Raw genomic sequence first — 13,097 nt, 5'->3', positions numbered from 1 at the left:
CACGCCACGCAACCGCCCCACACCGCCCACACCTCACCCCCGCCGCCACCAGCACAGCCCCACCACCGCGACGTATCGCTATGCGGCACGTCGCAACTGGCCGACCAGACCACCTCGGATCAATCGCCTAGTCTGCTTGGGTGGCAACTCGTAACACCCCAAACAAGCGGCGCACCGCCGCCAAAGGAAAACCTGTCCCCCGTAAAACTCCCCGGACCAAAAACGGTGCCGCCACACGCCGTACCCCCGCGGCCAAAACCCCCCGCGCGGGTAGTGGCACTCCCGGCCGCGGCGCCGGCTCTGCGTGGCGTGGAATCACTGGCCTGACCGGCGGCATGGCACGCCGCGTCAGCCGCACCGCAACAGGACTACCCGAAGAGCACCGACGCGACGGCCTGGGCCTATTCATCATCATCATCGCCGTGATCATCGCCGCCCGCGAATGGTGGGGACTACCCGGCCCACTCGGCGAATTCATCCACATCGTCGCCGCGGGAACCATCGGCTGGGGAGCACTGTTCCTGCCCCTAGCATTCGTCTGGTTCGGGCTACGCATCATGCGTAACCCCGTCGAAGATGCCGCCACCTCACGCATCGCCATTGGCGTCATCACCCTCACCGTCAGCCTCGCCGGTATCATCCACATCGCTCGAGGCAACCCCCGCATCTCCGGCGGCACCGAAGCGTTCCGTTCAGCTGGCGGAATGATCGGCTACCTCGTTGGCGCACCATTAGACGCCATGCTCACCGACTGGGGCGCCTATGTCGTACTCGCTATCGTCGCGTTCTTCGGTGTCCTAGTGATCACCGCAACCCCCTTCGTGGAAATCCCCGATCGACTCGCCGAACTTCACGACCGCCTCTTCGGCCTCGACGAATATGTCGACACCATCCCCATCCCCACAACCTCACGCCGCAAATCCCGCCGCAACCTCGAACTCGACCACCGCGACGGAGACGAAGCATTCGAACAAGCAGCAGAAGTTCACAAAGGCCGCAGCCGCAGACTCGCAGACCTCCCCAAGATCGCTGCCGAAGAAGCCGCGAACGCCCAACGCGACACAACCACCGCAGCCGACCGCGCAGCCACCCAAGCACTCGACCGCGTCAACACCCCCGGCGCATCTACAAACACCTCACCCAAACCTGGCCCCGTGCCAGCCACCACCCAAACCGAACTGGTACCCCCACCCACCCAAGCCATCCCACAACGCACCGAACAACTCGCCCTCGCTGGCGACGTCACCTACACCCTTCCCCCCTCAGACCTGCTCGAACAAGGAGCCCCCCACAAAACCCGCTCCGAAGTTAACGACCACGTCGTTCAAGCCCTCACCGGAGTACTAGAACAGTTCAACATCAACGCCCAAGTCACAGGGTTCTCCCGAGGCCCCACAGTTACCCGCTACGAAGTTGAACTTGGCGCTGGCACCAAGGTCGAACGCGTCACCGCACTGAGCAAAAACATCGCCTATGCGGTAGCCAGCGCAGACGTACGCATCCTCTCGCCTATCCCCGGCAAATCAGCCATCGGGATCGAAATCCCCAACACAGACCGCGAAAAAGTCAGCCTCGGTGACGTGCTGCGCAGCCAAGTCGCCACCCGCAACCCCCACCCCATGGTGATGGGCGTCGGTAAAGACGTCGAAGGCGGATTCGTCATCGCCAACCTGGCGAAAATGCCACACCTCCTCGTAGCAGGTGCCACTGGATCGGGTAAATCCAGCTTCGTCAACTCGATGATCACCTCGATCCTCGTACGCTCAACCCCCGACGAAGTACGCCTGATTCTCGTAGATCCCAAACGAGTCGAGCTCACCGCCTACGAAGGCATCCCACACCTCATCACCCCCATCATCACCAACCCCAAAAAAGCCGCTGAAGCGCTGCAATGGGTGGTCAAAGAGATGGATGCCCGCTACGACGACCTCGCCGCATTCGGGTACAAACACATCGACGACTTCAACAAAGCCGTCCGCGCCGGAGACATCAAACTCCCGCCTGGATCACAACGTGTCGTCGAGCCCTACCCATACCTACTCGTTGTGGTCGACGAGCTCGCCGATCTGATGATGGTCGCTCCACGCGATGTGGAAGAGTCCATTGTTCGTATCACCCAGCTGGCTCGCGCCGCCGGTATCCACCTCGTTCTCGCTACGCAGCGTCCCAGCGTCGACGTAGTCACCGGCCTGATCAAAGCCAACGTGCCCAGCCGGATGGCATTCGCGACAAGCTCCCTAGCCGACTCCAGGGTCGTGCTGGACCAGCCAGGTGCTGAAAAGCTCATCGGTCAAGGTGATGCCCTCTTCCTGCCTATGGGGGCGAGTAAACCGATGCGTGTGCAAGGCGCCTGGGTACCGGAGTCAGAGGTCGCTGCGGTCGTCAAATTTGTCACTGACCAGCTCAAACCGAGCTACCGGGAAGACGTTGTTCCCGCCACCGAAAAGAAACAGATCGACGCCGACATCGGCGATGACTTGGATCTGCTCCTCGAAGCGACCAAACAGGTCGTTACCACTCAGTTCGGTTCGACTTCGATGTTGCAGCGCAAACTACGCGTTGGTTTCGCTAAAGCCGGACGACTCATGGACCTCATGGAATCTCGCGGCGTTGTCGGCCCTTCTGAAGGAAGTAAAGCGCGAGACGTGTTGATCCGCCCAGAAGATCTGCCTACCGTTCTGGCGCAGATGCAAGGACAAACCCCTCCGCCACCAGCGGAGGGTCAACAAGGCATGGCAGGGGGACAAGACCGATATGCCGACGTTGAAGTGCATGGCGAAGAAGTCGTGCACGAGGGGGACCTGGAGGATGAAGACGCGTGGCAACTGACACAACAGGGGCGCGGCAGGTAGTTGTCACTCGGCGGCGGCGGTTGAGCACTGCGTTCGTGTGCGCAGTGCTCTGTGCCGCCTTGGCCGCATGTGGCAGCTCTGCATCATCACCAAAGGAGGAAGACTCACAAACCAGTACCGCAGCACCCACTGTGGCACCGATGCTGCCTTCGCGACCGCCAGCAGTGATCAGCACCCCGGCTCCACCTCCGCCTTCGGTGAAACCTGTACAAATCACCGACGCCAGCAAACTTGTTCAGGGGTTCAAGAAACTGCCCGGGCGGGATCAGCAGCTCACTATTGCGTGGGCGCCGGTTGGGCATCCGGAGCAAGTTCAGCAGTTGGGCACTACGGACACGATCGACGCGTGGTCGACGATCAAGGTCCCACTGGCTTTGGCAGCTATTCAGCAGCGCGGCGGTGATCTGCCTAAAGCTGTGGCTAACGACATTGAGATGTCGGTGCGCATCTCTGATAATGACGCCGCCCGGCGCTTGTGGGAGGGGCTGGAAAACTTCGGGATGAAGGCAGAGCTGGTCAACGAAGTTCTAGGTGACACCGGTGATAAACGCACCCGGGCTGCGCGGAATTCGGCGGGGGTGCGGGTGCCGTTCGGTTTGACTGCTTGGCGAGTTGGTGATGCGGCTAAGTTCGCTGCGACGCTGCCTTGTGTTCCGTACGGTGCCCAGATCATGCGGGACATGCGCTTCATTGACCACAGTCAGTCGTGGGGGATTGGGGCAGTCGCACGTGGAACCAACAAACGTGGTCTGAACGTCGATGATGTTGCATTCAAAGGTGGTTGGGGTCCCAGTACGAGTGGTTACCTGATGCGGCAGGTGGGAGTTTTGATCTTGCCAGGTGGCGGCGGTGTAGGAGTTGCGCTTCTTGTTCAACCGCATGGCGGTAACCACGAGGCAGGTGCCAAAATTTTGTCGCAAGCAGCTAGTTGGCTACGTGATTCGCTTGGTGCAACAGATGCGGGCAAGTGTGCGTGAGTTGGCACAGCCCGCATCAGCCCTAAAGTGGTTGTCATGACTTCGCCCACCGCTGCCGCAAGTGCGCCCGCACGTAACGATGCCACTCACGGCACGATTCACCTCACCAGTCTCGGTTGTTCACGCAATGACGTGGATTCTGAGGAGCTCGCAGGTCGCTTGGCTGCTGCGGGGTGGACTCTTGTTGATGACCCTTCTGGCGCTGACGTGAATGTTGTGAATACGTGTGGTTTTGTCGCAGAGGCTAAGAAAGATTCGATCGACACGATTCTTGATCTGGCTGACCTGAAAGAAAGTGGCGAGACTCGCGCAGTGGTTGCCGTGGGGTGTCTGGCGGAGCGCTATGGGCGTGAGCTGGCTGAGCAGATGCCTGAAGCTGATGGTGTTTTCGGGTTTGACTCCTACAAGGACATGTCCGACCACTTGAGTCGCATCTTGGCCGGGGAGCAGGTGCAGTCGCACGTCCCGCGGGATCGTCGTTCTCTGTTGCCGATTTCTCCGATTGCTCGTCAAGAAACGGCGCCGGGAATCGTGCTTCCAGGGCACGGGGATTTGGGGCCGGATGCCACTGCTGGTGAAACGTTCGTGCGGGCACGTTTGGATGGGGCGCCGTGGGCTCCTTTGAAGATCGCTTCGGGGTGTGACCGTCGTTGCGCTTTCTGTGCTATCCCCTCGTTTCGTGGTGCTTTTGTCTCTCGCCGCCCTAGTGATGTTCTTGCTGAGGCTCGCTGGCTGGGCAGTAATGGGGTGAAGGAAGCTTTCCTGGTTTCTGAGAACTCGACCTCGTATGGCAAGGATTTGGGCGATATCCGTCTGCTGGACACGTTGTTGCCTGATCTTGCTGAGGTGGAGGGGCTGGAACGTATCCGGGTTTCGTATTTGCAGCCGGCAGAGTTGCGTGATGATTTGGTGCGGGCGATTGTCGAGACGGAGAAGGTCGTGCCGTATTTCGATCTTTCGTTCCAGCATGTGTCTGCGAAGATTCTGCGTCGTATGCGTCGGTTTGGTGATCCGGAGTCGTTCTTGAGCTTGATCGAGAAGATTCGGTCTTTGGCGCCGGAGGCAGGGATCCGCTCTAACGTGATTGTTGGGTTCCCTGGCGAGACGGAGGAGGACTTCCAGATGCTCGTTGATTTCGTCACGGCTGCGCGTTTGGATGTGTGTGGCGTTTTTGGGTACTCCGATGAGGATGGCACTGAGGCCCAGGGGTATGAGGACAAGGTTGAGCAGGAAGTCATTGACGAACGCCTGGATATTCTTTCGACGATTACTGAGTCGGCGGGTGCTGAGCGTGCAGCTGAGCGGATCGGTTCGCAGGTGAGCGTCCTTGTTGAGTCCAATGCGCAGGCTCAGCCGTGGGATGAGGATCTGGGTGAGGGGTCGTTCTTCGAGGGGGACCGGATTGTGTTCGGTCGGGCTGAGCATCAAGGTCCGGAGGTTGATGGGTTGACGCGTCTTGTGCAAAGCAGTGACGGTGCGGTGCAGCTTCCTGAGGTTGGTCAGCTCATTTCGGCACGGGTGGTTAGTTCTGAGGGTGCTGATTTGGTTGCGGTGATCTCATGATCAGTAGTGCGCCGCAGACGCAGCCGAGTTCGTGGAATGTGCCTAATGCGTTGACGGTGTTGCGGATTTTCATGGTCCCGGTCTTCGGGTGGCTGTTGCTGGCTGGGGGTGGGCATGAGGTGTCCATGCGGTGGTGGGCGTTGCTGGTGTTTTTGCTGGCTATGGCGACAGATTCGCTGGATGGGTATATCGCTCGGTCGCGTAATTTGGTGACAAATTTCGGGAAGATAGCTGATCCGATTGCGGATAAAGCGCTTACCGGAATGGCGTTTATCGGGTTGAGTGTGATTGGTGACCTGTGGTGGTGGGTGACGATTCTCATTCTGCTGCGTGAGTGGGGAATCACGGTGTTGCGGTTGGTGGTGATTCGTTATGGCGTGATGCCTGCTTCTCGTGGCGGCAAGATTAAGACGGTGTTGCAGACGGTGGCGTTGGCGTTGCTGGTTGCTCCGGTGACGGGCGTGTTGTGGTGGATTGGTGTTGTTGCGGTGGCCGGTGCCTTGGTGGTGACTGTGGTGACGGGTGTTGAGTATGTTTTCCAGGCTGTGAGGTTGGTGCGTTCGTCGTCGCGGCAGGTGTCGGCGTGAGCAGTGAGGTGTTGGTTCCTGCTGCTGATGTTGTTGCTGCCTTGTTGGATGCGGGGCAGACGGTAGCGACGGCCGAGTCGTTGACGGGTGGTCTTGTTGTTGCTGGGTTGACTGCGGTGCCGGGATCTTCTGCTGTGGTGCGTGGTGGGGTGTGTGCGTATAGCAGTGAGGTGAAGGCTCGTGTGGTGGGGGTATCTCAGAGTGCTTTGGTTACGGGGGCGGTGAACGCTGAGGTTGCTGGTGAGTTGGCTGTGGGGGCGGTGAGGTTGTTTGGTGCGCAGTGGGGAGTGGGGACCACGGGGGCTGCTGGGCCGGATCCTTCTGAGGATGCACAGGTGGGTACGGTGTTTGTTGCGGTGCATGGGCCGCAGGGTGAGGTGGGGTGCCAGACGGTGGTGGAGCGGCTCTCGTTAACGGGGGATCGTGGTGCGATTCGGTTCGCCACGGTGGAGGCAGCATTTAGACTGCTGCGACAACGGCTTTGAGGTTGTTCTTGGACCGGGGGCACGGGTCTGTTTTGGGTCTGTGTGCGTCTTGGATCAGCTTTTTCGGTGAGTACCGCATTATTCCTCGCGTTGAGGGCATGAATTGGGGGGCTCGTCCGTTGCATATAACAAGCCGGAGAGAGGTCCCCCTTATTTGGGGAGGGGACTGTCCACGGCGGTCGATCGCCAGGGGAATTGCGAGGAGAGGACAACATGGTGCTGCTGCGCAAGGAGATCGGTACGGTACTTCGTTCGCGACGTAAGTCGTTGGGACGTACTTTGCGTGATGTGTCGGCGCGTTCTGCGGTCTCGTTGGGGTATTTGTCGGAGATTGAGAGGGGGGAGAAGGAGGCGAGTTCGGAGTTGTTGGCTTCGATTTGTGGGGCTTTGGATTTGCCGGTGAGTCAGATGTTGCGTGATGTCGCTGATCAGGTTGCGTTGGGGGAAGCCGCTGGGGTTGTTCTGACGATGGGGTCTGGTGAGCGGGGCCGTTTGGCTGTGCCGCGTCCTGCTGCGTGAGCGTGGGTTTTGGGGGTTAGTCGAAGGGGCGTGATCTGTTTCGTTTGATTGCCGCGCGGTGTTTTTTGCTGGTGAGGCGGCGTTGAACGGAGTTGCGTGTGGGGCGAGTTTTCTTGCGTTGGGGCGTAGGGGGCGCAGCGGCTTCGCGTAGGAGTTGCGCGAGTCGTTGCCGGGCGATTTTTCGGTTTGCGAGTTGGCTGCGTTCGTCGGCTGCGGTGATGGTGAGTGTTCCGTTGCTGAGTCGGTGGGCGAGGCGATCGTGGAGTCGTTGTTTGAGGTGTTCGGGGATGGAGGGGCTGTTGGTGAGGTTGAAGGATAGTTCGACGCGGGTGTCGCTGGTGTTGACGTGTTGTCCGCCGGGGCCGGTTGCGCGGTTGAAGCGTTCGTGGAGTTCTTTGGGTGGGATGGTCAGGGTTCGGGTGATGGGGAGGGGTTGATCGATGTGGGGCATGTCATCTTCCGTACCTGTTTTTTCGGGGGCTGTGGGGGCGTGGGTGTTGGGGGTAGCCCAGGGGTTTGATGGGGGTGCCTTTGTCGCCTGGTGCTAGGCCGTTTTGGCATGTTGGACAGTAGAACATGACGCGTTCGCGGGTGGGTGGGCCGATGGGGTGTACGCGGATGGTGGTGCCGCATCGGCGGCAGGGGTGTCCTGAGCGTGCGTGTACGTAGGTGTTGTGTCCGGGGCGGTGTGATCCGGTGCTTGATTGGACGGCGTGGTTGAGGGCGGCGGTCATGAGTTGGTGGGCTTTGGTAAGGATTTTGGTGATTTGTTGTGGGGTGAGGGTGGTGGTTGGTGTCCAGGGGTTGATGTGTTGGGTGAAGAGGGTTTCGCTGGCCCAGAGGGTTCCGATGCCGGCGAGGTTGCGTTGGTCGAGTAGGGCTGCGCCGATGGTGGTGGGGTTGGTCAGGAGGTTGGTGGTTGCTAGGTCGGTGTTCCAGTCGGGGCCGAGGATGTCGGGGCCGAGGTGTCCGGTGAGGGTGTGTTCGTCGCGGGTGGGGATGAGGTTGAGCATGCCGAGGGATAGGCCGAGGGCGGTCCATTTGTTGGTGCTTAGTAGGGCGCGGACGCGGTGTGAGTGGCGTTGGGGTTCGTTGGGGTGGGTGATGCGCCAGCTGCCTTCCATGCGTAGGTGTGAGTGGAGGGTCCAGCCGTTGGAGAAGCGGTGGAGGATGTGTTTGCCGTGGGGGATGACTTCGATGGTGGTGTGTCCGATGAGTCCGTTTCCTTCGCGGTTTCCCCATCTGAGTTCGGCTTCTTGGGTGGTGTGGCCTGCGAAGACGTGGTGGAGGCGTTGGCAGGTGCGTGCGACGGTGTCACCTTCTGGCATGGCGTTTTCTTAGTCCGTTGGGGGTGAGGTGGAATCCGTTGTTGAGTAGGTGGGTGTGGAGTGGGTGGTTTTGTGCTTGGAGGGTGGGGGTGCCGTCGATGGTGGTGATGGTGAGGTGGGGGAGGTGGCCGGTGTCGATGATGGTGCTTAGTGCGGTGGCGGTGGTGGGGGCGTGGGTGGTGGTGTCGCCGAAGGTGAGGAGGGTGCGTCCGCCTCGTTCGATGTAGGCGCAGAGGTTTCCGGCGTGGAGGATGACGAGGGCGCCTGCTTTGCGGCCGGGTCGGTGGGTGGTGTTTTTGTTGTTGTTGGTGGTGGGCCAGGGGAGGGCTGCGCCGTAGGGGTTGGCGGGGTCGGTGGCGGCGAGGATGATTGCGGGGGGTTGTGGTGGGGTTGTGTCGATTCTGTTGTGTTCGTTGTGGGTGCGGAGTTGGTCGAGGGCGGCGTTGGTGGCGAATTGGGAGGCGCCGAGTCCTTCGATGAAGTAGCCGCGGCGGATGTTTCCTGTTTCTTCGGCGTGGGTGAGGATGTGGTAGATGGGGGTGAAGCCGCCGTCGGTGTTTTCGCTGGTGGCAGCTGCGCGGGTGAGGATGCCGTGGCGTTCGAGGAGTATGTCGGCTGTGGTGAGGGTGCGGGTGGTGGGGTCTGTTTCGGTTGGTGGTAGGAGGGACCAGCGTCCTTGGAGTCGGGGTGGTGTTGGGTCGGGGGTGGTGGTGCGGGTGGGGGTGCGTAGGTTGCGTCGGGTTAGTCGTGTGGGGCGTGGTGGGCGGGGGCGTTGTTTGTGGGTGGTGCGGGTGCTGTTGAGTAGGGCGCGCATGGGGGTGAAGGTGTCGTTGACGATGTGTCCGTCCCAGACGAGGTCCCAGAGGGCGTCGCTGATGGTGTTGTTGTTTGGTGGTGGGGTGGTGGGGTTGGTGGTGGTGATGTGTTCGCGGACGGTGTTGGCCAGGGTGGGGAAGAAGAATCCGCCTCCGGTGGCGAGGATGGTCAGGATGGTGGCGTGGATGCTTTCTGGTGGTGGGGTTGTGGTGGGGGTGTGGAGGGTGTTGGGTGCGTCGTCGGTGAGGTGTAGGGAGATCCATCCGTCGTCGCCTGTGGTGGAGCCGTTTCCTTGCCAGGTGATTTCGCCGCGGGTGAGGAGGTCGTCGAGGAGTGTTGGGGTGTAGTTGGTGATGCGGGTGGGCAGGATGAGGGTTTCGAGGGCGCTGGCTGGTATGCGGTATCCGGCGAGTTGTTCGATGACGTGGAGGATTCCTTCGGTTCCGTGTTCTTGGGGTTGGGGTGTGCCGGTTTCGGTGGTGATGCCGTGCCAGGTGGTGAGGTATTGGGCGTAGGTGGTGGGGGTGACGGGTTCGACTTGGGCGCGTAGTGCTGCGAGGCTGCGGCGGCGTAGGAGGCGCAGGATTTCGGGGTCGCAGTGGTCTTGTCCGGTGTTTCCGGGGCGTAGTTCGCCGGTGATGATGTTGCCGGTGTTTTCGAGGTGGTGGAGGTGGGTGCGGATGATGTGTTCGCCTAGTCCTAGTCGGGTGGCTAGGTCGGTGGTGGTGAAGGGTGCGTGGCAGCGGGCGTAGCGGATGATGAGGTCGGTGAGGGGGTTTTGGGGTGGGGTGAGGTGGGCGGAGGGGACCCATGATGGTGGGGTGATGCCGAGGGCGTCGAGGAGTCTTCCGGCGTCTTCGACGGGGGCCCAGCGTTGTTCGCCGGCCATGGTGATGGGCATGATGCGGCGGCGGTTGTGTAGTTCGTGGATCCAGGTGGTGGTGGTTGTGGCGTTTGTGTGGGGGTGGGTGCGGGTGGTGATTTCGGTGGTGGTGAGGGGGCCGATGCGGCGGATGAGGTCGAAGGTTTCTTCGATGTTGCGTGGGCTGCGTTCGGGGTCGAGTGCTTGGAGTTGGGCTTCGGTGTGTTCGACGATGGTGGGGTCGAGGAGTTCGCGCATGCTGGTGGTGTGGGTGCCCAGGATGTCGGCGAGGAGTTCGGGATCGACAGATAGGGCTGCTGCGCGGCGTTCGGCGAGGGGGGAGTCGCCTTCGTAGAGGAATTGGGCGATGTATCCGAATAGGAGGGTGCGTGCCATAGGTGAGGGGGTGGGGGTGTTGATGGCGTGGATGCGTGTTCGCCGGTTGGTGAGGTTGGTCATGAGGGTTTTGAGGGCGGGGACGTCGAAGATGTCTTGCATGCATTCGCGCAGTGTTTCGAGGACGATGGGGAATTCTTGGTAGCGGCTGGCGACTTCGAGCAGTTGGGCGGATCGGCGTCGTTGTTGCCAGAGGGCTTGACGTGCGGCGGGGTTGCGTCGGGGTAGGAGGAGAGCGCGGGATGCGCATTCGCGGAATCGGGATGCGAAGAGGGCTGATCCACCGACTTCGTTGGTGATGATGTCGGTGATTTCGTCGGGGTCGATGGTGATGAGTTCGGCGATTTCGGTGAGGAGTTGGCTGGTGGTGGGGGTGTTGTCGTCGGTGGGTGTGGTTTCGGGTAGGCGCAGGATGATGCCGTCGTCGGCGTGCATGGGGTGGGGGTCGATGCCGAATCGTTGGCGTAGGCGGGCGGCGATGGCTAGGGACCAGGGTGCGTTGACGCGGGAGCCCCAGGGGGAGTGGATGACGATCTGGGTGTCGCCGAGTTCGTCGGGGAAGATTTCGAGGATGATGGTGTTTTGGCTGGGTACGGCGCCGGTGGCGGTTTTTTGTTCGTGGATGTAGGTGACGAGGTTGGTGGCGGCCCAGGTATCTAGGCCTGCGGTGGTGGCGCGGTAGATGGCGGTGTCGTGGGGGAGTGTGGCGATTTCGTGCATGAAGGCGCCGATGGCGGCGCCGAGTTCGGCTTCGCGTCCTTCGGTGTCGCCGCGCCAGAAGGGGAGGCGTCCGGGGATGCCGGGGGCTGGGGTGACGAGTACTTGGTCGTGGGTGATTTCTTCGATTCGCCAGGATGAGGTGCCGAGGGTGAAGACGTCGCCGACGCGGGATTCGTAGACCATTTCTTCTTCGAGTTCGCCGACGCGGCGGCCGGGGCCTTCGCCGATGAGGAAGACGCCGAATTGGCCGCGGTCGGGGATTGTTCCGCCGCTGGTGACGGCGATGCGTTGGGTGCCGGGGCGGCCGGTGAGGGTGTCGGTGCTGCGGTCCCAGATGATGCGGGGGCGTAGTCCGGCGAAGTTTTCGTCGGGGTAGCGTCCGGCGAGCATGTCGAGGACGGAGGTGAGGAGGGTGGTGGGGATGGTGGCGTAGGAGGCGGTGCGTTTGATGAGGTTGGTGAGTTCGGGGAGGGTCCAGTCGTCCATGGCGCACATGGCGACGATGTGTTGGGCGAGGACGTCTAGTGGGTTGGTGGGGATGTGGAGTGTTTCGATGAGTCCGGCGCGCATGCGTTCGCAGACGACGGTGGTGCGGATGAGGTCGGAGCGGTGGGTAGGTAGGAAGATGCCGTGGGATCGGGCTCCGACGTGGTGGCCGGCGCGGCCGACGCGTTGGAGCCCGGAGGCGACGCTGGGGGGCGCGTCGATGTGGGCGACGAGGTCGATTTCGCCCATGTCGATGCCTAGTTCGAGGCTGCTAGTGGCGATGACTGCGGGGAGTTGGCCGCTTTTGAGGGATTCTTCGATGTGGGTTCGTTGTTCGCTGCTGACGGATCCGTGGTGGGCGCGGGCGAGGATGGGTGGTTCGGGTGGGGATGTGGTGGAGGTTTCGTTTGCGGGGGTATCGGCGGTGGTTTCGTTGGGGGTGTTGCGGGCGTCCCATTCTTCGTTGATGCGGGCGGTGAGGCGTTCGGCGACGCGGCGGGAGTTGACGAAGATGAGGGTGCTGCGGTGGGTGGTGATGAGGTCGAGGAGTCTGTTTTCGATGTGGGGCCAGATGGAGTGGCGTTCTTCGTTGCCGGATGCGGCTCCGGTGGGGTTTCCGGTGGGTTGTCCTGGTAGGGACATGTCTTCGATGGGGACGACGATGTCGAGGTCCCATTCTTTGTGTGCGGGGGGTTGGACGAGGGTGTAGGGCAGGCCTCCGGTGAGGTATTTGCCGACTTCGTCGAGGGGGCGGGCGGTGGCGGATAGGCCGATGCGTTGGGCGCGGTGTCCGGCGTATGCGTCGAGGCGTTCGAGGCTGAGGGCTAGGTGTGCTCCGCGTTTGGTGGGGGTGAGGGAGTGGATTTCGTCGATGATGACCATGTCGACGTTGCGCAGGATGGTGCGTGCTGCGGAGGTGAGGAGGAGGTAGAGGGACTCGGGGGTGGTGATGAGGATGTCGGGGGGCGTGGTTGCCATGGATCGGCGGTCTTTGGCGCTGGTGTCACCGGTGCGGATGCCGACGGTGACGGTGTTTTGGGGTGTGTTGGTGCGGCGTGCGACGGCGGCGATGCCGCGTAGGGGGCGGGCGAGGTTGCGGTCGACGTCGGCGGCGAGGGCTTTGAGTGGGGAGATGTAGAGGACGCGTACGCCGGGGGGTGTTTCGGGGGTGGGGGTGGCGTGGGCGAGGCGGTCGATGGCGGTGAGGAAGGCGGCGAGGGTTTTTCCTGATCCGGTGGGTGCGACGACGAGGGTGTCGTTGCCGGTGTTGATGGCGTTCCAGGCGTGGTGTTGTGCGGGGGTGGGGGTGGGGAAGGTTTCGGTGAACCAGGTGCGGGTGGCTGGGTGGAAGGCGGCTAGGGGGTTGGTGTCGTCGCTGGGGGTGTTCATGTCACCTCGTTTCGTGGCTTGGGGTGTGCGTCATCCTGCCATTGGGATGGTGTTGCGGCGGTGAGCGGCGCTGGCGGGTTTTGGTGGGGTGGTTTTTGGTTGTTAAGCCCGTGGCCA

The 13,097-nt window shown here is 61.7% G+C and carries 9 protein-coding genes; 6 read left to right on the top strand and 3 right to left on the bottom strand.

The window, feature by feature from the left end; genetic code table 11:
• The first annotated feature begins 140 nt into the window (after positions 1-140).
• The 6 genes from AC2T9U_RS06580 (at position 141) to AC2T9U_RS06555 (ending at position 6,983) form a co-directional block, all read left to right on the top strand.
• A complete protein-coding gene (locus tag AC2T9U_RS06580) occupies positions 141-2,852 on the top strand; it encodes an FtsK/SpoIIIE family DNA translocase (protein WP_493695584.1) in 2,712 nt (903 codons plus the stop codon).
• A gap of 140 nt (positions 2,853-2,992) precedes the next feature.
• The gene (locus AC2T9U_RS06575) at positions 2,993-3,829 is read left to right on the top strand and encodes a hypothetical protein (RefSeq protein ID WP_493695583.1); all 837 of its coding nucleotides are present in this window, start codon (positions 2,993-2,995) and stop codon (positions 3,827-3,829) included.
• Between the two features lie 36 nt (positions 3,830-3,865).
• Positions 3,866-5,392 carry a 30S ribosomal protein S12 methylthiotransferase RimO gene (gene rimO / locus AC2T9U_RS06570; protein ID WP_115032508.1) on the top strand — a complete coding sequence of 509 codons (1,527 nt, stop codon included), beginning with the start codon at positions 3,866-3,868 and terminating at the stop codon, positions 5,390-5,392.
• Complete coding sequence (pgsA, locus tag AC2T9U_RS06565) at positions 5,389-5,979, top strand: CDP-diacylglycerol--glycerol-3-phosphate 3-phosphatidyltransferase (protein WP_493695582.1); 591 nt, start codon at positions 5,389-5,391, stop codon at positions 5,977-5,979. Before rimO ends, pgsA begins: the two co-directional genes overlap by 4 nt.
• Positions 5,976-6,464: a CinA family protein gene (locus tag AC2T9U_RS06560; RefSeq protein ID WP_493695581.1), complete on the top strand. Its 489-nt coding sequence runs from the start codon at positions 5,976-5,978 to the stop codon at positions 6,462-6,464. The genes pgsA and AC2T9U_RS06560 overlap by 4 nt, the downstream gene beginning before the upstream one ends.
• A gap of 213 nt (positions 6,465-6,677) precedes the next feature.
• Positions 6,678-6,983: a helix-turn-helix domain-containing protein gene (locus tag AC2T9U_RS06555; RefSeq protein WP_028327681.1), complete on the top strand. Its 306-nt coding sequence runs from the start codon at positions 6,678-6,680 to the stop codon at positions 6,981-6,983.
• Between the two features lie 16 nt (positions 6,984-6,999).
• Here the strand turns inward: AC2T9U_RS06555 and arfB are convergent, their stop codons facing one another.
• Genes arfB through AC2T9U_RS06540 form a run of 3 tightly spaced genes read right to left on the bottom strand, consistent with a single transcriptional unit; the run spans position 7,000 to position 12,980 of the window.
• Positions 7,000-7,434 (bottom strand): alternative ribosome rescue aminoacyl-tRNA hydrolase ArfB, encoded by a 435-nt coding sequence (gene arfB / locus AC2T9U_RS06550; protein WP_208303329.1) that lies wholly within the window; start codon positions 7,432-7,434, stop codon positions 7,000-7,002.
• Between the two features lies 1 nt (position 7,435).
• Entirely contained in the window at positions 7,436-8,311 is an 876-nt protein-coding gene (locus tag AC2T9U_RS06545) for a DNA-formamidopyrimidine glycosylase family protein (RefSeq protein ID WP_493695580.1), read from the bottom strand.
• Positions 8,298-12,980 carry an ATP-dependent helicase gene (locus AC2T9U_RS06540; protein WP_493695579.1) on the bottom strand — a complete coding sequence of 1,561 codons (4,683 nt, stop codon included), beginning with the start codon at positions 12,978-12,980 and terminating at the stop codon, positions 8,298-8,300. The genes AC2T9U_RS06545 and AC2T9U_RS06540 overlap by 14 nt, the downstream gene beginning before the upstream one ends.
• Between the last annotated feature and the right edge of the window lie 117 nt (positions 12,981-13,097).

Source organism: Dermatophilus sp. B7861-1, from assembly GCF_058996045.1.
The sequence above is the reverse complement of the archived record's forward strand: the minus strand, read 5'-3'. Positions and strand labels throughout refer to the sequence as shown.

What these genes read in the sequence shown, in the direction of transcription:
- AC2T9U_RS06575 (WP_493695583.1), top strand. Translation starts at nt 2,993, where the DNA reads ATGCTGCCTTCGCGACCGCCAGCAGTGATCAGCACCCCGGCTCCACCT.
- rimO (WP_115032508.1), top strand. Translation starts at nt 3,866, where the DNA reads ATGACTTCGCCCACCGCTGCCGCAAGTGCGCCCGCACGTAACGATGCC.
- pgsA (WP_493695582.1), top strand. Translation starts at nt 5,389, where the DNA reads ATGATCAGTAGTGCGCCGCAGACGCAGCCGAGTTCGTGGAATGTGCCT.
- AC2T9U_RS06555 (WP_028327681.1), top strand. Translation starts at nt 6,678, where the DNA reads ATGGTGCTGCTGCGCAAGGAGATCGGTACGGTACTTCGTTCGCGACGT.
- arfB (WP_208303329.1), bottom strand. Translation starts at nt 7,434, where the DNA reads ATGCCCCACATCGATCAACCCCTCCCCATCACCCGAACCCTGACCATC.
- AC2T9U_RS06545 (WP_493695580.1), bottom strand. Translation starts at nt 8,311, where the DNA reads ATGCCAGAAGGTGACACCGTCGCACGCACCTGCCAACGCCTCCACCAC.
- AC2T9U_RS06540 (WP_493695579.1), bottom strand. Translation starts at nt 12,980, where the DNA reads ATGAACACCCCCAGCGACGACACCAACCCCCTAGCCGCCTTCCACCCA.